Source organism: Brachybacterium sp. P6-10-X1, assembly GCF_001969445.1.
GTDB lineage: Bacteria > Actinomycetota > Actinomycetes > Actinomycetales > Dermabacteraceae > Brachybacterium.
Map to the genome: position 1 here is coordinate 3,295,217 of NZ_CP017297.1, position 22,976 is coordinate 3,318,192.

15 protein-coding genes are annotated in these 22,976 nt (G+C 71.5%); 11 read left to right on the plus strand and 4 right to left on the minus strand.

Annotation, left to right across the window (positions count from 1 at the left end; translation table 11 throughout):
- Positions 1-317: 317 nt before the first annotated feature.
- The 5 genes from BH708_RS14800 to BH708_RS14820 all read left to right on the plus strand — a co-directional run bounded on the left by BH708_RS14800 (position 318) and on the right by BH708_RS14820 (position 7,651).
- Positions 318-1,769: an aldehyde dehydrogenase family protein gene (locus tag BH708_RS14800; protein WP_076809828.1), complete on the plus strand. Its 1,452-nt coding sequence runs from the start codon at positions 318-320 to the stop codon at positions 1,767-1,769.
- Between the two features lie 370 nt (positions 1,770-2,139).
- Positions 2,140-3,408, plus strand: coding sequence for a M48 family metallopeptidase (locus BH708_RS14805; protein WP_157235986.1), 1,269 nt, complete (start codon positions 2,140-2,142; stop codon positions 3,406-3,408).
- Positions 3,409-3,573: 165 nt separating this feature from the next.
- Positions 3,574-5,004, plus strand: coding sequence for an MFS transporter (locus tag BH708_RS14810; protein WP_076809830.1), 1,431 nt, complete (start codon positions 3,574-3,576; stop codon positions 5,002-5,004).
- Positions 5,005-5,028: 24 nt separating this feature from the next.
- Positions 5,029-6,294 carry a hypothetical protein gene (locus tag BH708_RS14815; protein ID WP_076809831.1) on the plus strand — a complete coding sequence of 422 codons (1,266 nt, stop codon included), beginning with the start codon at positions 5,029-5,031 and terminating at the stop codon, positions 6,292-6,294.
- 37 nt (positions 6,295-6,331) lie between these two features.
- Entirely contained in the window at positions 6,332-7,651 is a 1,320-nt protein-coding gene (locus tag BH708_RS14820) for a hypothetical protein (RefSeq protein ID WP_076809832.1), read from the plus strand.
- A 7-nt stretch (positions 7,652-7,658) separates the two neighbouring features.
- Here BH708_RS14820 and BH708_RS14825 read toward each other — a convergent pair whose 3' ends face one another.
- Positions 7,659-9,251 carry an MDR family MFS transporter gene (locus BH708_RS14825; RefSeq protein ID WP_253705350.1) on the minus strand — a complete coding sequence of 531 codons (1,593 nt, stop codon included), beginning with the start codon at positions 9,249-9,251 and terminating at the stop codon, positions 7,659-7,661.
- A gap of 218 nt (positions 9,252-9,469) precedes the next feature.
- Between BH708_RS14825 and BH708_RS14830 the strand changes: the two genes are divergently transcribed.
- The 3 genes from BH708_RS14830 to BH708_RS14840 all read left to right on the plus strand — a co-directional run bounded on the left by BH708_RS14830 (position 9,470) and on the right by BH708_RS14840 (position 13,728).
- Positions 9,470-10,213 carry a GolD/DthD family dehydrogenase gene (locus tag BH708_RS14830; RefSeq protein WP_076809833.1) on the plus strand — a complete coding sequence of 248 codons (744 nt, stop codon included), beginning with the start codon at positions 9,470-9,472 and terminating at the stop codon, positions 10,211-10,213.
- Between the two features lie 602 nt (positions 10,214-10,815).
- The gene (locus BH708_RS14835) at positions 10,816-11,880 is read left to right on the plus strand and encodes a transglycosylase family protein (RefSeq protein WP_076809834.1); all 1,065 of its coding nucleotides are present in this window, start codon (positions 10,816-10,818) and stop codon (positions 11,878-11,880) included.
- A gap of 342 nt (positions 11,881-12,222) precedes the next feature.
- Positions 12,223-13,728, plus strand: a complete 1,506-nt coding sequence (locus BH708_RS14840) for a sugar transferase (protein WP_253705351.1) — start codon at positions 12,223-12,225, stop codon at positions 13,726-13,728.
- 227 nt (positions 13,729-13,955) lie between these two features.
- On the opposite strand, the gene BH708_RS14845 is transcribed toward BH708_RS14840, so the two are convergent.
- Complete coding sequence (locus tag BH708_RS14845) at positions 13,956-14,408, minus strand: adenylyltransferase/cytidyltransferase family protein (protein ID WP_076809835.1); 453 nt, start codon at positions 14,406-14,408, stop codon at positions 13,956-13,958.
- Positions 14,409-14,501: 93 nt separating this feature from the next.
- A complete protein-coding gene (locus BH708_RS20550) occupies positions 14,502-15,071 on the minus strand; it encodes a TetR/AcrR family transcriptional regulator (RefSeq protein WP_076809836.1) in 570 nt (189 codons plus the stop codon).
- Positions 15,072-15,230: 159 nt separating this feature from the next.
- On the opposite strand from BH708_RS20550, the gene BH708_RS14855 reads away from it, so the two are divergent.
- Positions 15,231-16,751, plus strand: a complete 1,521-nt coding sequence (locus tag BH708_RS14855; protein WP_076809837.1) for an MFS transporter — start codon at positions 15,231-15,233, stop codon at positions 16,749-16,751.
- A 138-nt stretch (positions 16,752-16,889) separates the two neighbouring features.
- The gene (locus BH708_RS14860) at positions 16,890-17,741 is read left to right on the plus strand and encodes a PHP domain-containing protein (protein WP_076811380.1); all 852 of its coding nucleotides are present in this window, start codon (positions 16,890-16,892) and stop codon (positions 17,739-17,741) included.
- A 64-nt stretch (positions 17,742-17,805) separates the two neighbouring features.
- On the opposite strand, the gene BH708_RS14865 is transcribed toward BH708_RS14860, so the two are convergent.
- Complete coding sequence (locus tag BH708_RS14865) at positions 17,806-19,182, minus strand: MATE family efflux transporter (RefSeq protein ID WP_371329853.1); 1,377 nt, start codon at positions 19,180-19,182, stop codon at positions 17,806-17,808.
- Positions 19,183-19,554: 372 nt separating this feature from the next.
- Here BH708_RS14865 and BH708_RS14870 point away from each other — a divergent pair, with 372 nt between their 5' ends.
- Positions 19,555-22,935, plus strand: a complete 3,381-nt coding sequence (locus tag BH708_RS14870; protein ID WP_076809838.1) for an efflux RND transporter permease subunit — start codon at positions 19,555-19,557, stop codon at positions 22,933-22,935.
- Positions 22,936-22,976: the final 41 nt, after the last annotated feature.

The following is a 22,976-nucleotide window of genomic DNA, read 5'->3' on the forward strand; positions in this document are numbered from 1 at the left end:
CACTCCCTCGTCGGCCCTGCCGCGGGCCGTCATCGACTCCATTATCCGTGATCGGGGCGGGCGGTGCTGTCCGAGGTCGGGAGAGGGTAGGCGAGGACGGCCCTGGTGTCTATGGGCATCGCGCGCAGGAGCCATGGTCGGGTACGGGCGCCATAGCGGGTGCCCTGGCTATATAGCCAGCGCACCCGCTGTCCGGCCAGTAACCGACGACGCCCACCCCGCAGCCGACGACGCCCACCCCAGCCGACGGCGCCACCACGCAGCCGGGGAGGGCGGTAGGTGGCCGGGGGGCCAGGTGAGGGTCCTACCCTGGGGTCATGTCGACCGACGCGACCTCCCCGACCCCGCCCGCCCCCGAGCCCGGCGACGGTCCGGACCCTGCGGTGCGCCCGGCGATCACCGCGGACGTCGCCGCCCTGCGCGCCTCCTTCGACGCCGGCACCACCCGCGAGGTGAGCGCCCGCCTCGCCCAGCTGGAGGCGCTGCGGACCGGCCTCCGCCACGAGCGTCGTCGCCTGACCAGGGCCCTCGCCCAGGACCTCGGCAAGAACGGCACCGAGGCCGCGATCACCGAGATCGGCGTGGTCACCCAGGAGATCGCGCACGTGAGACGACACCTGCGCTCGTGGCTGCGCCCGTCGTCGCTGTCCCTGGGGGCGGTTCTGGCCCCGTCCTCGGGGGAGGTCCGCCGTGAACCGCTCGGCCTCACCCTGATCATCGCGCCGTGGAACTACCCGCTGAACCTCACGCTCACCCCGCTGGTCTCAGCGATCGCCGGCGGCAACACCGTGATCGTCAAGCCCAGCGAGGTGGCCCCGGCGACCTCCGCCGCGCTGGCGCACCTGCTGCGCACCTGGCTCGATCCCGCCTGGGTGCGGGTGGTCGAGGGCGCGGTGGAGGAGACCACGGTCCTGCTTCAGCAGCGGTTCGACCTCATCTTCTACACGGGCAACGCCGCCGTCGGCCGGATCGTGGCGCGCGCGGCCGCCGAACACCTCACCCCGACGGTGCTCGAGTTGGGCGGGAAGTCCCCGGTCTTCGTCGACGACGGGGTGGACCTCGCCGTCGCCGCGCGACGCATCGTGTGGGGGAAGTTCACCAACACCGGGCAGACCTGCGTCGCCCCCGATTACCTGATGGCGACCCCGGACACCCTCGAGAAGCTCGTCCCGCACCTGCGCCGGGCCACGCGCGCGATGTACGGCAGGGATCCCCGGCGCAGCCGTGACTACGGGCGCATGGTCGACCTCAAGCACTTCGACCGCGTCCGGGGGCTGATCGACGACGAACGGGCGGTGCTCGGCGGCACGGGGGAGGCGGACCGTGCCGAACGGTACCTCCCGCCGACGATCATGGCCGACGTGGACTGGGACGACCCGGTGATGGCCGAGGAGATCTTCGGGCCCGTGCTGCCGCTGCTCGCCGTCGGCGGCCCCGACGAGGCGATCGCCCGCATCCGCGAGCGGGAGAAGCCGCTGACCGCCTACGTGTTCACCGGGAAGACGGCGATCGAGGAGCGCTTCGCGACCGAGACCTCCTCCGGCTCGCTCGCCGTCGGCATGACGCTCGCCCATGTCGGCGTCCCGACGCTGCCGTTCGGCGGGGTGGGGGAGTCCGGGAACGGCGCCTACCACGGGCGCGCCGGCGTGCAGACGTTCACGCATGCCAAGCCCATCGCCCGCAAACCGCTCACGCCGGACACCCTGCGGATCGTCTACCCGCCCTACACCCGCGCGAAGCGGGCGCTGCTGAAGCGGCTGTTCCGCTGACGTGGCCGTTCCGCTGAGGCGGCCGCCCCGCTGACACGGCCGTCCCGCCGAGCGCGGACCGCCTCGGCGCGAGGGGCGAGTCCTCCACAATCGGAGCTCCGTGGCTCCGCGGAAGAGTTCACGGCGCTATCGTCGGCACTGACCCGGTGCCGGCCGACGGATCGAAGGAGCACACGACCGTGACGCAACCGCCCTCTGGCCCCCCGCAGCATTCCGGCGACCGGACTCCCGGCGCCGGACCCGCGGGCGGCCTGCCGTCCTTCGGCCCACCACCTGCCGGTGGCCCTCCCTCCAGCGGTCCGCCGCCCCCAGCGGCCCGCCCTCCGGGGGCATCCCCTCCGGCCCGGGCTCGCCCGGGGGACCCGGCGGCGTGGGCGGCCCGCCGCCGCCGGCCCCGTCCGGTCGGCCCGGGGATCCGAACCTCGTCAACGGCGCCACCACCCACGGGATCCTGGGTCGCACGGCGATCCGTCACCCGGGGGAGCTCCCGCTCCTGTGGATCGGTGTGGCGCTCACGATCCTCGCGTACATCGCCTGGACGATCCTCATGCTCTCCACCGTGGTCCTGCGCGTCACGGAGGGTCAGCAGACGGTCGACAGCCTCTGGCGGTACGTCGGGATCCTGCCCTTCGTGATCCAGCTGGTGCTGATCCTGCCGCTGTTCCCCCTGCTGGCGTGGTGGGCCCGCGCCATGATGTACGCCCGGATGCGTGCGATGTCCGTGCGCATGAGTCCGACGCAGTTCCCCGAGGGGTACCGGATGGTGGTCGAGGCCGCCCAGCAGTTCGGGATGCGCCGCGTCCCCGACGCGTACGTGCAGATGGGCAATGGCGTGGTCAACGCCTTCGCCTCGGGCCATGGCTTCCGGCGCTTCGTCGTCATCTACTCCGACCTGTTCGAGGTCGGCGGGCAGAGCCGCGATCCGGAGGCGCTGCGCTTCGTGATCTCCCACGAGGTGGGGCACCTGGCCGCCGGTCACGTCTCCTACTTCCGTCTCGTGTTCACCAATGTCATCCGCATGATCCCGATCCTCGGCCCCGCGTTGTCCCGCTCCCAGGAGTACACCGCCGACAATTTCGGGTACACCATCGCCCCCCACGGGGCACCGGGTGTGATGGGGCTGCTCTCCGGCGGCAAGTACCTCGGAGCCGAGGTGAACGTCAACGAGCTCGCCGACCGCGCGGCGACCGACCCGAGCTTCTTCGTCCACTGGGCGAACTGGAGCGCCTCCCACCCGGTGACCACCTGGCGCGCCCACGCGCTGCGGGACCGCTCCAAGGCCGGCTCCCTGTGGATCAGGCCCTCCGGGGCGCTGTACTCCTCACCGCTGCCCCCGGGCCACGTCTGGTCCTCGCGGTTCCCCACGCCGGGTGACGCGCTGGGCATGCTCGAGGCCGCCGACCGGGTGCGCCCGGCCGGCACCGGTCGCCAGTTCGGCCGCTTCTCCGACATCGACTACTCGGCGCGGCCTCCGCTGCGGGCGATCCAGACCTCCGCGCCGCTGCTGTCCCAGCGCACCGACTACGCCATCCCCGCCGGTCCGTACCGGGACGACGCCCGCGGGGCGCCGGCCGGCGGGGCGAGCCCCTTCGCCCCGCCGGGGCAGCAGGGCCCGCCGGCGCAGCCGCCGCGGGGCTGATCCGGCAAGGAGACTGATCCTCGCCCGATCCGGGGCCGGTCCTCGTCCGATCCCGGGCCGGTCCTCGGCCCGGGATCGTTCTCGTCGAGCCTGCTCCGGGCGCGGGGATGTCCCGCCGGTCACCCGGGAGCCGACAAAAGTGCAGTCCGTGCATATCCTGACTGAGTGATCCCCGACCCCAGCGCGCCGCCTCCTCCGGTGCGTCGCAAGCCCCTGCTCGCCGTCCTCCTCGCCCCGCTGTTCATGGCCCTGATCGCCGTGAGCGTCATCAACGTGGCGCTGACGGCCATCGGGGAGAGCCTCGACGCGGATTCCGGCGGGTTGCAATGGGTGATCTCCGGGTACGCGCTCGCCTTCGGGATGCTGCTGGTCCCCGCCGGGCGGACGGGCGATGCCACCGGGCGCCGCCGCATGTTCGTCATCGGCGTCGGCGTGTTCACGCTCGGCTCGCTGCTCAGCGGCCTCGCCCCCACCGTCGAGACCCTCAACATCGCCCGCATCCTCCAGGGACTCGGCTCCGGGTTGTTCAATCCGCAGACGGTCGCCCTGATCCAGCAGCACTTCCGCGGCCACGAGCGGGCTCGCGCCTTCGCCCTGCTGGCCACCACGGCCGCCGTGGCCACCGCCGCCGGGCCCGTCTTCGGCGGCCTGCTGATCGAGATCCTGGGGCCGGACCAGGGATGGCGCTGGATCTTCCTGATGAACATCCCGATCGGCGTGGTCGCCATCGTCGGCGCCTTCCGGTACATCCCCGATGACAGGGCCCGCGGCCGGGCCCGACCCGATCTCGACCCCGTCGGCACCATCCTGCTGTGCCTGGCGATCCTCGGCGTCATGCTGCCGTTCCTGGAGCGCGGCGGCGGCGCGCTGGTGTGGCTGTCCTTCCCCGCCGGGCTCGCGGTGCTGGGCGTGTGGTGGGTGTGGGAGCAGCGCTACAAGCGCTCCGGCCGCCCCCCGATGGTGGACACCGCGATCTTCTCCAACCATGCCTTCCGCAACGGCATCCTCATCGTCTCGGTGTACTTCCTCGGGGTGACCAGCGTGTGGATCATCGTGCCGCTGTACCTGCAGATGCACCTGCAGCACACCGCCTTCGAGGCCTCGCTGATGGGCGTGCCCTCCTCGATCGCGGCGGCGGTCTCCTCGCAGATCGCCGGGCGGTACGTGCTCACCCTGGGCCGGCGCATGGTGATCATCGGCTTCGCGATCGCCTTCTGCGGCCTGGGCGGCACCGCTGTGCTGACCGGCTTCGTGGAGAGCGGCGTGGTCGCCTTCTGGTGGCTGGCCGCCCCGCTGACGCTGATGGGCCTCAGCCAGGGCATGACCATCTCCCCGAACCAGACCCTCACCCTGAATTCCGTCGACCCCCGCTTCGGCGGCGTGGCCGGGGGGATCCTGCAGCTGGGCCAGCGCACCGGCGCCGCTGTCGGAACGGCGATGATCCCCGGTATCATCTTCTCCCTCACCGAAGGCGGGCACGCCTGGTTCGAGGCCTTCGTTATCGCGATCGCGATCATCATGGCGCTGACCCTGGCGGCGATGGCGGTGAGCTTCGCAGACCGTGCCCGCGAGAAGGCGAACCCGGGGGCGCTGTAGCCCCTCGACCCAGGAGCGTGCCACGTGGATGCGCGGGAGCAGGACCGCAGGCACCGCGATCCCGCACGCGCCGAGGGTCGATCGCTCGAGGTGGGCTGGGGCCGGGACCCCGACCCGACCGTCGCCCCGTCGGCGGGCCCGACGGACTCCGGCGGGACGGATCGGCCCCGCTCCCCCCGGTGGCGTCGCACCGCCGGGGCCGTCGCCGCGCTCCTGCTGGTCGCGGCGCTGGCCGTCGGCCTGCCGCGACTGCTTCCCAGCGGGGAGGGCCCGGAGCAGGTGGTCGGGGACTTCCTCCAGGCCTTGGTCGACGGTGACGTCGAGCAGGTCCGCGAGCACGTGCAGGGTTTCTCGGACGCCAGCGGTGCCGCTCTGACGGCGGGGATCCTGCGTGCGACCACGCACCGGGTGCGCGACGCCGAGATCGCGGACGTCCAGCGCGGATCCGGGACCGCGGAGGTCACGGTGCGGCTGGACAACGGCATGGAGACGATCGCGACGACGCTGACGCTCCGGGCCGACTCCACCAGCGCCTTCGCCCCGGTCAGCTGGGAGCTGGACCCGGTGGAGGTCCCCGAGGTGCGGATCCGCCTGCCGCACGGGATCGAGGAGTTCACGATCAACGGCATCCCGATATCGACACAGGAGAACGGCACCTCCTTCGACCGCTCCGAACGCGCCCTGCTGCTCCAGGTCCTGCCCGGCACCTACGAGTTCGCGCTGCCGTCGGCGGGCCCGTGGCGGGTTCCCCGGGAGATCACCGTCGAGGTCCCGCCCGTCCTGGGCAGCTGGACAGGTTTCGCCGATCTCGGCTACGACCTCAGCGAGATCGGGGGAGAGGAGGTCCGCCGACGGGTCGACGAGCATCTGGAGACCTGCGAGGCCAGCACCTCGCCGGCGCCGCCGCGGTGCCCCTTCCGGCTCCCCGGGGTCACCGATGCGCAGGCCGACGAGCCGTCCCTGCAGGGGCGGTGGAGCATTCTCGATCCCCCGGAGGTGGAGGTCGAGACCGGCTCGGCGATGCTGTGGTCGCTCTCCGGGGCTCCCGGGAATGCCACGTTCACCCCGTCGGCCGCGACCGAGGACGCAGAGGCCCCCGCAGCCCAGGTCGTCGCCGTCGCCGTGTCCGGGTTCGTCTACGTCCGACCAGACGGTGAGCTGGGGGTGGTGCTGGAACCGGACGAGTCCGTCACCATCACGCTGTGCACGGATCCCGATACGGGGGAGCCCACCGGATTCGTGCACGTGGAGAACGGCGAGATCGCCACCGCGCGGGACGCGTGCGCGTGATGGCACCCCCGTCCCGATCCCTCGATCCCGGAGCATCGTGAGCCGCCGGCGCCCCTCCGGCACCGGCCGGACGATGTCGTTGGGCTGGGACCAGCAGGACACCGACGTGCGCAGCGGCGCCACGGAGCCGGACGGCCGCCGAGGACGGGGCGCGCTCCCCGGGGAGCCGCCGCCGCAGGCTGCGGATCGGGACGGGCCGACGGCCGATGCCGCACGCCGGGGTGCGTCCGAGGGGGACGGCCCGGCCCGCGACGGTCGACGGCGGCTGGCCGGGATCCTCGGCGCCGTGGTCCTGGTGCTCGCCCTGGTGCTGGTGGTGCCCCGTGTGCTGGCGACCGGGGACGGCCCCGAAGCGGCGGCCCGAGAGTTCCTCGACGCCCTGGTCGCGGGCGACGCCGACGTGCTCCTGACCCACCTCGAGCATCCCGCCGACGCCACGGACCTCGCCCTGAGGGACGAGATCCTGCAGGCCGCCGAGAACCGGGTCACCTCCTATGTGATCGAGGGCTCGTCGATCGACGGGGACGGCGCGAGGGTCGAGGCGTTGCTCGAGGACGGCCACGAGCAGCGCCCTCTCACGCTGACCCTCCACGCTGTGGCCGGCAGCTCCTTCGCCCCGGTGAGGTGGCAGCTCGACCGGATCGCGGTACCGGAGATGGAGGTGTCCCTCCCGTTCGGGACCGAGCAGATCGTCATCAACGGGGTCCCGGTCACGCTGCAGGAGGAGGACGTGGCCACGGTGACCTTCCATCTGCCCACCCTCGCCCTGCAGCTGCTGCCCGGGACCTACGAGATCACGCTGCCCGACGGCGGGCCGCTGCAGACGGCGATCAGCAGCGAGATCACCGTGCCGCTGTACCTGGGCCACAGCCGCTCCACCCCCACCCCTGTGCACTACGAGCTCAGCGACACAGGGCGCGCCGAGGCCACCGGCCAGCTCCAGGACCTGCTCGCCGCATGCGCCCGCGCCACGACGGCGCGCCCGGAGGGCTGCCCCTTCGCGGCGCCGTCGGCGGACGACTCCTGGCCGCGGCAGCCGGTCCGGGGCACCTGGGCTCTCCGCGCCGTGCCCGAGGTGACGGTCAGCCCTTGGCAGTTCGGCCTGTGGAGCGTCTCCGGCAGCGGAGGCATCGCCGAGTTCACGCCCGACGCCGCGGATTCCCCGAGCGAGCAGGTGCCCTTCGAGGTCGAGGCCTTCACGCAGATGCTGCCTGACGGCACCCTCCGCACCGACCTGGTCGATCCGCCCGGCAGCTTCACCGTGGTGATCTGCTCGACCCCGATGGACGTCGGCGGCACGCCGCAGTACGTCGCGGTCGATCCCGATGCCCACCTCGACTGCGAGGACGGCAGGTGAGGGACTCTCAGGAGGCGGCGTCGACGTCTCCGGTCGTCTCGGCCGTCGTCACCGGGGCATCGCGGGCGTCGGCCGGATTGCGGCGGATGAACAGCGCGATCACCACGGTCAGCACGCCGAGCACGGCGGAGATCGTGAACGCCACCGAGGTGCCGTCGGCGATCCCCTGAGCCTCCGTACCACCGCCGGCCATGCTCAGCCCGGAGACCCGCGCCATGATCGAGACCAGCAGCGCGGCCCCGGCGGCGCCGGCCACCTGCTGCACGGTGCCGACGATCGCCGATCCGTGCGGGTACAGGTGCCGGGGCAGGGAGCCCATCGCCGTGGTCATCAGCGGGGTGAACACGAAGGCCAGCCCCAGCGACATCACCACATGCCCGAGCACGATCAGCCAGGCCTGGTCCGGCACCCGGGACATGATCCCGATGCCGATCACCACGGCGGACAGCCCGGGCACCAGCAGCGGCCGCGGCCCGACCTTGTCGAACAGGCGGCCCACCAGCGGGGCCAGCAGCCCCATCGCGAGCCCGCCCGGAAGCATCATCAGCCCCACCGAGAGGGTGGACAGCTCCAGCACCCGCTGGAGGAAGATCGGCAGCAGCACCACGACGCCGAACATCGCACCCATCATCACCACCATCAGCGCGACCGCGACCGTGAAGTTCCGCGTGGTGAAGGTGCGAAGGTCCAGCAGGGGTCGGTCGGCCTTCTGCAGGGTCAGCTGGCGCCGCACGAACAGCGTCAGCGAGATGACGCCGACGACCAGGCACACGATCGCGGCGGTCGGCGCGGAACCGGAGGCGGCGTCCGCCGCGCCCGAACCGCCGTGCCCACCGCCGGAGACGCCGGTCAGGCCGTACACCAGGGTGCCGAAGCCGATGCCGGACAGGACCACGGAGACCGGATCGGCGGGCTGGGCCGCCCCTTCGCTGACGTTCTCGATGCGGCGCAGCCCGAAGACCAGCGCGATGACGGCGATCGGCAGCACCAGCAGGAACAGCGCCCGCCACGGAGCGATGGACAGGATCAGCCCGGAGATCGTCGGCCCCAGAGCCGGTGCCACCGAGATGACGATGGAGATGTTGCCCATCACCAGGCCGTGCCTCGCCGGCGGCACCAGGTTCATCACGGTCGTCATCAGCAGCGGCATCATGATGGCCGTGCCGGAGGCCTGCACGATCCGCCCCAGCAGCAGCGGCAGGAAGGTGGGGGAGAGAGCGCAGATCAGCGTGCCGACGGTGAACGTCGTCATCGCGAGCGTGAACACCTGCCGGGTGGAGAACCGGCCCATCAGATATCCGGTGATCGGGATGACCACGGCCATCGTGAGCATGAACCCGGTGGTCAGCCACTGCGCGGTGGTCTCGGTCAGGTCCAGGTCATCCATGATCGGCGGCAGCGCGACCGACAGGATCGTCTCGTTGAGGATCACCACGAACGCGCTGACCAGCAGCAGGATGATGACGCTGCGGTCGCGCGGAGCGATGGCGCCGCCGGCATGGGCCGGTGTGTGGGCGCCCTGTTCGTGGGCGCCTGCTCGCGGGGCCGTCTCGGCGGGGATCGTCCCGGTGTGCTCGGGGTCGGGGGCGTTGTTGTGCACCGGAGAAGAGTAGGCACCGGGGGCGACAGGTGGCCAGAGGTTTTCGGACCGTCCGCCGACTGTTCACCGTGGGCGCAGAAGATCGTGCGGGCCGTCGCCCAGAGCTGCCGCGTTCGAGGCGCGAGAGAGGGAGACTGGACGGGCACACCACGACCAGCGCGTCCCGCGACCACGAGAGAACGCGATCGCGGGAGACATCGCGGGAGAAGGAGACCATCATGAGCACCGACCTCACGGGACAGGTCGCGGTCATCACCGGCGCGGCCGCCGGGATCGGCCAGGCCATCGCCACCCACCTCGCCGAGCGCGGTGCCCGGATCGCCGGCGTCGACATCGCCCCCGCGCTCGCCGGGGCCATCGCCGAGCTGCCCGGCGAGGGCCACCGGGCCGTCAGCGCGAACATCGCCGACGCCGCCGAGGCCGCGGAGGCCGTCTCCCGTATCGACACCGAGCTCGGCACCCCGCGGATCCTCGTCAACTCCGCCGGCATCGGCCGATTCGCCCCCGCCGAGGACCTCGCCGCGAAGGACTGGAGCTCCACCCTCGCCGTGAACCTCTCGGGCAGCTTCTTCATGGCCCAGGCCGCCGGGCGGGTGATGCTGGAGGCCGGGTACGGGCGCATCATCACCATCGCCTCCCAGGCCGCGGAGATCGGCCTGGCCGAGCATGCCGCCTATTCCGCCAGCAAGGCGGGCGTCCTGGGGTTCACCCGGGTGCTCGCCGTCGAGTGGGCGGGCCGCGGGGTCACGATCAACACGGTCTCGCCGACCATCGCCGATACCGCGCTGGCCCGCGAGATCTGGGTGGGGGAGAAGGGCGAGACCGCCCGCGCGCAGATCCCCGCCGGCCGCTTCGTGGCACCCGACGAGATCGCTTCCCTGGTCACCTTCCTGGCGAGCGAGGAATCCGCGATGATCACGGGCGAGGACGTCCGGATCGACGGCGGCCGCGCCGTGATCTGAGCGCAGCCGGTCCGGTGGGTCGACGAGGATCGGTGCCCGCGGACGAGGGGCGTCGTGCCCATGCGCCCGCCTCCCCGCGCCGGCTGCTCGAGGCGGTCCGCATCGATCTCACCACCAGACCTCCGCGGCCAGGCCCCCGGGGCCAGGCACCGGGGGCCACGCCACGCCACGCCACGAGGCGTCGCCCATTCCCCTGATCCGGTCCGCGGGCGTCACGGATCAGTGGAGCCGGTGGGCGTGTCGTGCCGGCCGGCGTGAAGAGGACGAGATGCCCGAGATCACGTCGGGCGGGCGGCGGCCGTCCCGTGAGGTTCCGTAGGGTGACCCCAGGGGCGACATCTCGAGAACGTCATCCTTTGTACGCAGTAATTCCGTGTGTGTGATTCGCATTTCGGGGTTTCTTGGTAAAAAGTTGATAAAATTCCGGGACGGATGTGGTCTGCTCGCCTTCTGTCAGGGTGTCGACAGGGGACAGTGAAGCGAACCCAGAGCGGAAGCGCAGGTCACGAGCCTGTAACGGGAGGGTCACCGTCGCGTAGGCGACGGAATCGGCGATCTCGTGCTCTCCGCGTCGTGATCATCCCTTCCCCCAGGAGGCGACAATGCCTGCACTTCGCCGCATTCCCACCCATCGCGCCGACGGAAATGCCGTCTACTTCCGGTCGGTCAGCGTCGCCCCCAAGGTGGCCGCCGCGACCGGCGGAGCCGTGGTCGCGGCCGGGCTGAGCGTCGCCGGCACCGGGGTCGCCACCGCCGGCTCCTCCGTGTGGGACCGCGTCGCCCAGTGCGAATCCGGCGGCAACTGGTCCATCAACACCGGCAACGGCTACTACGGCGGACTCCAGTTCTCCTCCTCGACCTGGAATGCCTTCGGGGGCTCGGAGTTCGCCTCGAGTGCTGACCAAGCCACCAAGGCCGAGCAGATCGCCGTCGCGCAGCGCACCCTGGATCGCCAGGGCCCCGGCGCCTGGCCGAACTGCGGGCCCCGGGCGGGGCTGACCAAGGCCAACGGTGGAGCCGACGCCGACGCCCAGCCCGCGAGCAGCAGCAGCGGCGCCGCCGGCTCCGACTCGTCGGAGTCCTCCGGCGCCCTGGTGGTCGACGGCAAGTTCGGCCCGAAGACCACCGCGGCCCTGCAGTCGTGGATCGGGGTCGGCGCGGACGGTTCGCTGTCCACCTCCGACATCAAGGTCCTGCAGAGCAAGATCGGTGCCGAGGTCGACGGGAAGATCGGCTCCGAGACCACGCGCAAGCTGCGCGCCGAGATCGGTCTGGGCGACAACGGCGTCTGGGACTTCCGTTCCAGCTACTCCACCGTCAAGGCGCTGCAGCAGCACCTCAACGGCAATCCCTCCGCCCCGAGCGCGCCCAGCGGTGGCACCTCCGCCCCGTCCACCCAGGGCGATCTGGTGATCGACGGCAAGTTCGGCCCGAAGACCACTGCGGCCCTGCAGTCGTGGATCGGGGTCGGCGCGGACGGTTCGCTGTCCACTTCCGACATCATGGCTCTGCAGGCCAAGATCGGCGCCGACGTGGACGGCAAGATCGGCTCCGAGACCACCGGCAAGCTGCGCCAGGCCATCGGCCAGGAGTACAACGGTGTGTGGGACTTCCGCAGCTCCTACGGCACGGTCAAGGCGCTGCAGCAGTACCTCAACGCCCACTGACCCCGCGGCGAGCCCCCGCCTCCGCCTCCTCCTCACCGACGCGTCGGCCCCTCATCGGGTCGGCGCGTCGTGCTGTGTGCGGGCGGCGGTCGCAGGGGCGGGACGGGCGTGGTGATCGTCCCGAGGCGCAGATACCTCGGTCCGGAGCGTTCGCCACCCCGGCGGGCGGACTCCTGCACCTCTTTCATATGCGGGCAAAGCATGTGTATAGTGACGAAACGGGAAAGAGGGATAAAACGGACATGCCGGGCAGGGTGGCCTCGCGATGACGCGATGGACCCACCGGACCGCGGCCCGCCTCCCCGGGGAGTTCGGTGTCGGGCGCGCAAAGGGGTTCTCGTGGTGAGTCAGCAGGTCGTGAAGGATGTTCGCCCGCTGCTTCCGCTGGTGCGTACGCCGCGACCGGTCCGCGGCACCATCCGCCGCGGATCCCGAGCGGATGACCGCCTGGTGATGGGGGCGCTGCTGCTCGCCGATGGCGTGGTCATCGTCCTGGCCTGTCTGGTCGCGCTCGCCATCCGCCAGAACCTCGGGTTCCTCGGCGATGCGCCGGGACTGACCGAGACCGTGGTTCGCAGCTCCCTGGTCATCGGCGCCGGGTGGATGCTGGCGATCGTGGTCTCCGGCGGGGTCAACCCGCGTCTGGTCTCCAGCGGTGCGGAGATCTACCGCAACGTGATGACCGCGAGCGTGGGTGCGGTCGGCATCGTCGGAGCGACTCTCTTCCTCGCCGACCTCCAGCTCTCGCGCCCCTTCTTCGGGGCGCTCTTCCTCGTCGGGACCCTCCTGCTGCTGCTGGTGCGCTTCACGGTCCGACAGGCGGTGAACCGGGCGCGAGTGCGAGGTCTCCTGCGCTCGCAGATGCTCGTGGTGGGCTCGACGGGGCACGTGAGGGGCATCGTGCGCACTCTGGCACGGGAGACCTGGCTCGGCTACGACGTGGTCGGAGCGGTGACGCCGATGCATGAACGGGTCGATGCCGAGCGGACGGGCGTCCCGGTCCTCGGGGACGAGTCCGGCCTGCTCTCCCTGGTCCGTGACCAGCGGCCCGACGTCGTGCTGTTCACCGCGGGGTCCTCCGCCAGCGCCGAGGAGTTCCGGCGGGTCGCCTGGGACCTCGAGGAGCTGGACGTGGACGTCATCGTGGTCCCCGGGGTCAGCGAGATCTCCGGCGATCGGATCCGGATGCGTCCGGTCGCCGGCCTCCCTCTGGTCCACATGGACCTGCCGCGGGCCCGCAAGGCGCTGCGCTGGACCAAGCGCGCCTTCGACATCGCGGCCAGTGCGGCGCTGCTGCTGCTGTTCTCCCCGGTCCTGGCCGCCATCGCCCTGAGCGTGCGGTGGGGTGACCGCGGTGGGGTCATCTTCCGCCAGGAGCGCGTGGGCCGCACCGGCGAGGGCTTCGAGTTCCTCAAGTTCCGCTCCATGGTCGTCGACGCCGAGGCACGGCGCGCCGAGCTCGAGCAGCTCCAACGCGACAGGGGCAACACCGTCCTGTTCAAGATGTCCGACGACCCCCGCGTCACCCGGGTGGGCCGCGTGCTGCGTCGGTACTCCCTGGACGAGCTGCCGCAGCTGTGGAACGTCCTGCGCGGCGACATGAGCCTGGTCGGCCCGCGCCCCGCGCTCCCGCAGGAGGCGAGCGACTACGACGTGGACGCGAATCGGCGCCTGGCGGTCCGGCCCGGCATCACCGGGCTGTGGCAGGTCTCCGGTCGCAGCGATCTCTCCTGGGAGGACACCGTGCGACTGGACCTGTTCTACGTCGACAACTGGTCCTTCACCCAGGACCTGCTGATCCTCGTGCGCACCCTCCGGGCCGTGCTGGCTTCGCGCGGGGCGTACTGAGCGGTCGGCCGTCGAGCACGGGTACGCACATGGCGTGGCCCCGGGAGCATTCGATTGCTCCCGGGGCTGCTCTTGCTGGGTGGCGCATGGGGGCGTTCTCTGGGCGCCCGCCGTGCGGCGTCGTGACGCTGGGGCGCCAGTGGCCGGCGCCGCCTCGGGGAGCACAAGCCGACGACGGGCCCGCGCCAGGCTTCAGGGGTGACCTGGCGCGGACCCGCCGCCGTGTCTCAGGGGGCGAGGGTGACCTCGGCCGGTGCCGGAGCAGGGCCGGTCAGCGCATCCAGCGCTCGCCTCAGTGCTGTCGAGGAGGTGTGCATCGTGTAGGGGAAGTAGACGACCTCGACCCCGACCGCGGCGAACTGCTCCTCGAGCAGCCGACCCTTCTCGGTCCCGCGCCAGTCGTCGCCCTTGAAGAAGTGTGTGAAGCCGACGTCCTGCCAGGCGTCGAGCTTCGACGGGCTGGTCTCGACATGGACATCGTCGACGACGCGGATCTGGCTCACGATCTCGGCCCGCTCGGCCGTCGGGATGACCGGGTCGATGCCCTTGACCTCCCGCAGCATCTCGTCGCTGACGACTCCGGCGACCAGCAGGTCGCAGTGCTCCTTGGCGTGGCGAAGAAGATTCAGGTGCCCCACGTGGAAGAGGTCGAAAGCTCCTGCCGCATAGCCGATGCGCATCTCCGGGCTCCTCCCCGCGTCGCCGTCCTCCCCGGGTGGGTGGACACACGGACAGCGTACCGGGTGAAGCGGGAAAAAGGTAGAAACCGGACATCATGGTGTGGTGTGGGGTGCGGTGCGGGATGCGCCCGGCGCCCCCGCCAGCAAGCGATCCACCACCGGCAGCAGCTCCGCTGCCGTGATCGAATCCGCGCGGACCGCCCCGGGGTCGCCGCTGAGTGCGGCATCGAAGTACAGGCCGTCCCCGATCAGCAGGATGGCGTGGGCGGTCGCCTCCTCGGCGACCTCCTCGCGGATCAGCCCCAGCCACTGCCGACGGGCCCGATCCATCGCCTCCTGCGCCCCGGCGTGGGACTCCTGGGCGAGCTGAGCGACGGCCACCAGGGTGCGGTCCAGGGCGCAGTCGGTCCACACGGAGGTGCGCACGTAGTAGCGCGAGGGGCCGTCCGGGGCGGCGCGCATGGCGGCGATGTCCTCGGCCATGAGTGCACCCAGGCGGTCGATCAGTCCGTCGGTCAGGGCGTCCTTCGAGGTGAAGTGGTAGAGCAGCCCACCCTTGGAGACGCCGGCCCGGGCCGCGACGGCGCTCAGCGTGGTGGCGCGCTGGCCGGCCTCGAGCAGGATCGCGCCGTAGGCGTCGAGCAGGGCATCGCGTGCGGACATGAGACCGACCTTACTGGGAGAGGAGTCGCCGATCTCTTGAACTGTACCGTCTGGACGGTTTAGTTTGGTCGATGTCGGCCCGGACTCGTCGTCCCGGGCTCGTCCTGATCCGCGTCGTCCCACCGCTCTCCCGTTCGCGCTCCCACCTTGGAGGTTCCTGTGCTCCCCGCTCCCGCGACCCCGGCGACCGACCGCCTCGGCACCGGTGCCCGCTGGTGGGCCCTGGCCGTGCTGACGCTGCCCGTGCTGCTCATCGCGATCGACAACACGGTGCTCTCCTTCGCGCTGCCCGCGATCTCCGAGGCGCTGGCGCCCAGCGGCCAGCAGCTGCTGTGGATCGTGGACATCTATTCCCTGGTCCTGGCCGGACTGCTGGTGCCCATGGGGTCGCTCGGAGACCGCCTGGGACGGCGGCGTCTGCTGCTGATCGGGGCGACGGGCTTCGCCGTCGTCTCCGCACTGGCCGCCTTCTCCCCGGATGCATCCACGCTGATCGCGGCCCGCGCCCTGATGGGCTTCTTCGGGGCCATGCTCATGCCCGCGACCCTCTCGCTGATCCGGAACATCTTCACCGAGCCCGCCCAGCGCCGCACCGCCATCGCGATCTGGGCGGCGGCGTTCTCCGGGGGTGCGGCCCTGGGGCCGATCGTCGGCGGATTCCTCCTCGAGCACTTCGCCTGGGGCTCGGTGTTCCTGATGGCCGTGCCCGTGATGCTTCCGCTGCTGCTGCTCGGCCCCGTCCTGATCCCCGAGTCGAAGGATCCCGAGCCGGGCCCGGTCGACCCCATCAGCGTGCTGCTGGTTCTCGCCACCATGACTCCGCTGGTCTACGCGATCAAGACCGTCACCGACAGCGGCCTCGCGCTCGCTCCCGTGCTCTGCGCGCTGGTCGCCGTGGTGGCCGGCGTCGCCTTCGTGCGCCGGCAGCTCGCGCGCTCCCACCCGATGCTCGACGTCACCCTGTTCACGCGTCCCGTCTTCACCGGCGCCGTGCTCGCGAACCTGCTCAGCGTGTTCTCCCTGGTCGGCTTCCTGTACTTCGTCTCCCAGCATCTCCAGCTGGTCAGTGGGCGCACGCCGATGCAGGCCGGATGGGTGCTGGTGCCCGGCCTGGTGGTCACGATCATCGCGGGCCTGCTGGTGGTGCGCCTGGTCCGCCATGTCTCGCCGGCCACCGTCATCACCGGCGGCCTGGTGCTGAACGCGCTCGCCTTCACGATGGTCGCGGTGACCGGCACCTGGGGCTCGGACCTGCTGCTGCTGATCGCCTTCGCTCTGCTCGGGGCCGGGGTGGGCGCGGCGGAGACCCTCAGCAACGACCTCATCCTCTCGGCCGTGCCGGCGCGGAAGGCCGGGGCCGCCTCCGCGATCTCCGAGACCGCCTACGAGACCGGCGCCGTGCTCGGCACCGCCGTGCTGGGCAGCCTGCTGAACGCTGCCTACAGCCGGCACGTCCAGCTGCCCGCCGAGCTCACGGACTCCCAGCGGGCCTCCGCCTCCGAGACCCTCGGCGGGGCCACCGCCGTCGCCGGCGATCTGCCGAGCACGATCGCCGAGCCGCTGCTGGCCTCCGCCCGGTCCGCCTTCGACTCCGGGGTGCTGCTGACCAGCGGCATCGGAGCGGTGCTGATGGTGATCGCCGCGATCATCGCCCACCGCACCCTGCGTCAGGACGCCTGAGGGCCGGCCCCACGGGTGAGCTGGGGCCGGTGGTCACCCGCGTCATCGGTCCCCAGCTCACCACTGCACGGCCCCGAGCTCACATCGGCACGGCGAACGAGGCACGGGTCGCGGCAGATGCTGTGCCAGGCTGAGCCCATGCGCCTTCCCGCCGACAGCCACGTCCACAGCGAGTTCTCCTGGGACACCGGCGGCCCCGCCTCCGCCGCGCGCGGCACGATGGAGGCGTCCTCCCGCCGCGCCGCCCGCATCGACCTGCCGGGACTGTTCTTCACCGAGCATCTCGACCTCGCGGAGAACTGGTTCAGCGATCCCGAGGACTTCGACGAGCACGAGGCGCATCTGCTGGCCGACGACGGGATCGTGACCGTGCCGCGCTTCGACGCCGACGGGTACCTGGCGAGCATCCAGAGCTGCCGAGCCGCCGTCCCTTCCCTGTGGATCGGCACGGGTCTCGAGGTCGGCCAGCCCCACCTGCATCTCGAGGCCGCCGGACGGCAGCTCGACCTGGACCGCTTCGACCGCATCCTCGGCTCGCTGCACACCCTGGAGTTCGAGGGACGTCGCGCGGAGCCGAACACGCTGTTCCGTCGGCTTCCGGCCGACGAGGTCGTCCGCCGCTATCTCGCCGAGATCCCCGCCCTGGTCGCCGGCGACGAACCGTTCGGGATCGTCACCCATCTCGACTACGCGGTGCGGTACTGGCCGGAGGAGGAGATCGGCCCCTTCGACCCCCGCGCCTTCGAGCGCGAGTTCCGCGCTGCGATGCAGGCGATCGCCGAGAGCGGGCGCGCGCTGGAGATGAACACCCGCCGTCTGTGGTCATGGATGCCGCAGTGGTGGTCCGAAGCGGGAGGCCGCGCGATCAGTCTCGGCAGCGACTCGCACTCCCCGGCCACCCTCGCCCACGGTTTCCCGGAGGCGATCGCGATGGTCGAGGCCTGCGGCTTCCGGCCGGGCCGGAACCCCGAGGACCTCTGGACCCGCTGACCCCGGCTGACGAGAGCCGGGTCGGGCCGACGGATCCCGGCCGCCAGGAGGAGGGCCGCACGGTTCATTCGCCCAGCCGCATCCATCCGTCCCCGCGCACCCGCACCCCCAGCGAGACGGCGCGGGCGATGAGGAAGATCAGCGTGCACGCCACCCACAGGGCCGCCAGGGCCCACGGCCCCGCCCAGCCGGAGTAGTACACCACCACCGCGAACGGCAGGGTGACCAGCGCGTTGATCACGCCGACCTTCGCCAGGTACGGAGCGTCGCCCGCGCCCATCAGCACCCCGTCGAGCACGAACACGTACCCGGCCACGGGTTGCGCGATCATCAGCACCCACAGGGCCGCGCGCAGGTTCTCCTGCACGGCGACGTCCGGGGTGAACAGGCCGGGGATGACGTAGCTGGCCGCCAGCAGCCCCACCCCGGTGGCCACGCCCCCGCCGATGCCCCACACCATCAGCCGCCGGGTCACGGCGCGGACGGAGGCGGCGTCGGCCGCTCCCAGGAACCGGCCGGTCAGCGCCTGGCCCGCGATCGCCAGCGCATCGAGGGCGAGGGAGAGCAGCGTGAACACGGTCAGGGCGATCTGGTGGGCGGCCAGCTGCACGGCACCGAGCTGGGTGGCCACCAGCGTCCCGGCCAGCAGCACCACCCGCAGGGACACGGTGCGCACGAACATCGGCAGCGATTCGCGGCCGGCCGATGCCACCTGCCCCAGGTGCGGCCGCAGCGGGACCTGCTCGCGACGGGCGGCCCGCACCACGATCGCCAGCAGCACCAGTGCCATGCCCCACTGGGCGATCACGGTGCCCACCGCGCTGCCGGCGATGCCCATGTCCAGTCCGAAGATCAGCACCGCGTTCAGAGGGATGTTCACCACCGCCCCGGAGGCGGCCACGATCAGCGGCAGCCGTGCGTCCTGCAGGCCGCGGATCAACCCGGTCGCCGCCTGGACGGTGAGCATTGCGGGCACCCCGAGGGCGCTGAGGTGCAGATAGGTGACGGCCTCCGTGAGCACCTCGGGGGAGGGGCCGAACAGCGCCAGGATCCACGCGCCGGCGATCAGCAGCACCACCACCGCTCCGGCGCCGATCATCAGCGCGAGCCAGCAGGCGTCGACTCCGCGCGAGATGGCTTCGCGGCGACGACCGGCCCCGAAGGCGCGGGCGACGGAGGCGGTGGTCGAGTAGGCGAGGAACACCGACAGCCCGATCACGGTGGTCAGGATCGCGGAGGCCAGGCCCAGGCCGGCGAGGGAGACGGTGCCGACCCGGGCGATGAACGCCGAGTCCGCCATCAGGAACAGCGGCTCGGCGATCAGGGCGCCGAGGCTGGGGACCGCCAGGCGCAGGATGTCCCGGTCGACGGTGCGGCGGGCCCGACGGGCGGAACCGCGTGCGGGGACGTCGGAGGCGGAGGACGGAACGGGATCGGGCACGCCTCCATTGTCGAGCACCCCGCGAGAGCGAGCACGTGCGGCTCGGCACAGAACGCTGCCCACGTCGGGTACCGGCGTCATGGCGAGCGCGCTGGCGATATAGCCACGGCTCACGCCATGACGCCAGTACTCGACCATGAAGGAGAAGTGTCGAGGAGCGTCCCGGTCATGAAGGAGGCGCGTCGAGGAGCGCCGAGGAGCGTCCCGGTGTCGGGCACCTCACCTTGCGGCGCGCGCTTCTCCTACGGAGGTCGGATCCCTCGATACAGGTCCGTATGGAACAGTTCGATCCGGAGGCCCGGTGCCGTGCCCTCCGGACGCGGGATGTCGCCGTGTCGACCACCCCGCCATCAGCATCTCCCGAGGAGCAGGATGAACCGCCTCGCCCGCCTCAGCCTGAACAACAGGTCCTTCATCGCGCTGGTCTGCATCGCGGTGTCGATCATCGGCGCCTTCGCGATGACCACGATGCGCCAGGAGCTCATCCCCTCTGTGTCCCTGCCGCAGATCCAGGTGATGACCTCCGCGCCGGGCTCCTCCTCCGAGCAGGTGCAGGACCGGCTGACCCGCCCGATCGAGCAGTCCCTCAGCGGCCTGGAGAACGTCGAGGGCACCTCCTCGAGCTCGCAGGCCGGGGTCTCGATGGTCACGATCGAGCTGGAGTACGGCACCGACACCGCCCGCTCGGCCAACCAGGTCGATGCGGCGCTGACCCGTATCGAGGACCAGCTGCCCGAGGACGCGGACCCGCAGGTCATCGCCGGCGGCACCAGCGACCTGCCGGCCGTGGTGCTGTCCGTCTCCTCCGACCTGGATCCCTCCGACCTCGGCTCCCGGCTGGACGAGGCCGTCACGCCCGAGCTCGAGCGCGTCGAGGGCGTCTCCTCCGTCGCCGTGATCGGCGCCCCCGAGGAGATCATCCAGATCACCCCGGACGAGCAGGCGATGGCCGAGCACGGTCTCACCGAGAACGACATCTCCACCGCCCTGGACGCCAACGGGCTGTCCCTCCCGGGCGGCTCGGTCACCGACGGGGACCGCACCCTCGACGTGGTCCTCGGCGAGAAGATCGACAGCATCGAGAGCCTCGAGGGCATCATGCTGATGCCCGAGGGCGGCTCCGGCGAAGGGCAGCAGGGCCAGCAGGATCAGCAGGGCCAGCAGGGCCAGCAGAGCCCTCAGCCGGTCGCCCTCTCCGAGGTCGCCACCGTCGAGCGCACCACCCAGGACCCCACCTCCATCTCCCGCACCGATGGCCGCGACTCGCTGGTCGTGATGGTCACCGCCACCGCCGACGGCAACGTCGTGGACATCTCCGAGAGCGTCGAGGACGTCCTGGCCGACACCCTCCCCGGCGTGGGCGGGAACGCCGAGAGCGCCGTCGTCTTCGACCAGGCGCCCTTCATCCAGGAGTCGATCGTCGCGCTCGCCGAGGAGGGCCTGCTGGGCCTGCTCTTCGCCGTCGGCGTGATCCTGCTGTTCCTGCGACGTGTGCGGCCGACGGTCGTCACCGCGATCTCGATCCCGACCTCGCTGCTGATCGCCTTCATCGGCATGCTGGTCACCGGGTACACGCTGAACATGCTGACCCTGGCGGCCCTGACGATCTCGATCGGCCGCGTGGTCGACGACTCGATCGTGGTGATCGAGAACATCGTGCGCCACCTGGCCTACGGCAAGGCGAGGATGCGCGCCATCCTCGACGCCGTCGGGGAGGTCGCCGGCGCCATCACCGCCTCGACGCTCGCCACCGTGGTGGTCTTCCTGCCGATCGCGATCGTCTCCGGCATGGCCGGGGAGCTGTTCCGGCCCTTCGCCCTGACCGTCGGCATCGCCATGCTCAGCTCCCTGCTCGTGGCGCTGACCATCGTCCCGGTGCTCGCGTACTGGTTCCTGCGCGCCCCGAAGGGACAGGGGGACGTGGACCCCGACGACGCCGAGCAGGTCGCGCAGATCCGACAGCAGTCCGAGGCGAAGGAGGAGCGCACCTGGCTCCACCGGATCTACGCGCCGCTGCTGCACCTGGTCACCGACTCGCTGCCGCGACGCCTGATCACGGTGGGCGTCTCGATCCTGATCCTGGTGGGCACCGGATTCCTGTACCCGCTGGTGAACGTCAACTTCCTCGGCGACACCGGGCAGAACATCGCCTCGCTCACCCAGTCCCTGCCCGCCGGCACCAGCCTGGAGCAGTCCGAGGACAAGGCCGAGGAGTCCGAGCAGGCGCTGATGGACCTCGACGGCGTCGAGACCGTGCAGACCACCATCGGCGGCGGCCAGTTCGGCATGGGCGGCGGCGGTGAGAACGAGGTCAGCTACTCGATCACCACCGACCCCGACGCCGACCAGGAGGCGCTGTCCGACGAGATGGTCTCCACCCTGGAAGAGCTGCCGGAATCCGGCACGATCGAGGCCGCCGCCGTCGCCTCGCCCACCGGCTCCAGCTCCGTGGACATCCTGGTCACCGGCCCCACCGCCGACGCCCGCCAGCAGGCCAACGACGCGATCCTCGCCGAGCTCGACCCGCTGCCCGACGGTGCCGCCGAGGTCACCAGCGACCTGCAGGCCGAGGAGCCCACCGCGGTCGTCACCGTCGACCGCGAGGCCGCCGCGCAGCTGGGGCTGACCGAGGAGGCCGTGATCGGCATGGTCGCCGGGCAGATGTACCCCGGCGCGATCGGCTCGGTCACCCTCGAGGACACCGAGCTCGACATCTACGTCGAACGCGGCGAGAGCATCGACACCTTCGACCAGCTGCAGGACATCCAGCTGGCCGGCGGGATCCCGCTGACCGACGTCGCCTCCATCGAGGAGGAGGCCTCCCGCCCCTCGATCTCCACCCAGGACGGGCTGGAGACCGTGACCATCTCGATCACCCCCGAGGGCGACGACGTCGGCCCCGCGACGGACGCCGCGAACGCGGCGATCGAGGATGCGGACCTGCCCGAGGGCGTCGAGGCGACCGTGGGCGGCACCGCGGCGGACATCGACGAGACCTTCGGCCAGCTCGGCATCGCCATGCTCGCCGCGATCCTGCTGGTGTACGTGCTGCTGGTGTGGATCTTCAAGTCCCTCATCCAGCCGCTGATCCTGCTGGTCTCCATCCCCTTCGCCGCGACCGGCGCCCTGGGGCTGCTGGTCATCACCGGCGTGCCGCTGGGCCTGCCCTCCATGATCGGTCTGCTGATGCTGGTGGGCATCGTGGTCACCAACGCGATCGTGCTGATCGACCTGGTCAATCAGTACCGACGGCGCGGGATGGGGCTCGACGAGGCGATCCACGCCGGGGCCGCCAAGCGTCTGCGCCCGATCCTGATGACCGCCGCCGCGACCATCTTCGCGCTGATCCCGATGGCGCTGGGCCTGACCGGCAGCGGCGGGTTCATCGCCCAGCCGCTCGCCGTGGTCGTCATCGGCGGCCTGGTCTCCTCGACCCTGCTTACCCTGCTCATCGTGCCGGTGCTCTACCGCATCGCCGAGGGCCCGGGGGAGCGCAGGCGGCTGAAGGAGGAGGCCCGGGAGGCCGAGCGGCGCGACGCCCGGGAGAAGGTGCTCGCCGAGCAGCGGGCCTCGCACCGGGCGGAGCAGGAGCGCGAGGAGCGAGCTGCGGCGGAACCCGCGGGCGTTTCCACGGGCGAATCGACCGCACTCCGCGGGACCACGGCCGATGGAGACCGACGTCGGGGCCGGCGGCAGTCGCTCAAGGAGCGCGGCGGACTGCTGCGGATCCTGCGCGAGCGCCGACGGCGCTGACCGCCCCCATCGACAGCGCTGGCGCCGTCGCCCCGATTTCG

Coding starts and splice junctions, on each gene's coding strand:
- BH708_RS14860 (WP_076811380.1), top strand. CDS start 16,890: ATGCGCCTTCCCGCCGACAGCCACGTCCACAGCGAGTTCTCCTGGGAC.
- BH708_RS14835 (WP_076809834.1), top strand. CDS start 10,816: ATGCCTGCACTTCGCCGCATTCCCACCCATCGCGCCGACGGAAATGCC.
- BH708_RS14845 (WP_076809835.1), bottom strand. CDS start 14,408: ATGCGCATCGGCTATGCGGCAGGAGCTTTCGACCTCTTCCACGTGGGG.
- BH708_RS14870 (WP_076809838.1), top strand. CDS start 19,555: ATGAACCGCCTCGCCCGCCTCAGCCTGAACAACAGGTCCTTCATCGCG.
- BH708_RS14830 (WP_076809833.1), top strand. CDS start 9,470: ATGAGCACCGACCTCACGGGACAGGTCGCGGTCATCACCGGCGCGGCC.
- BH708_RS14800 (WP_076809828.1), top strand. CDS start 318: ATGTCGACCGACGCGACCTCCCCGACCCCGCCCGCCCCCGAGCCCGGC.
- BH708_RS20550 (WP_076809836.1), bottom strand. CDS start 15,071: ATGTCCGCACGCGATGCCCTGCTCGACGCCTACGGCGCGATCCTGCTC.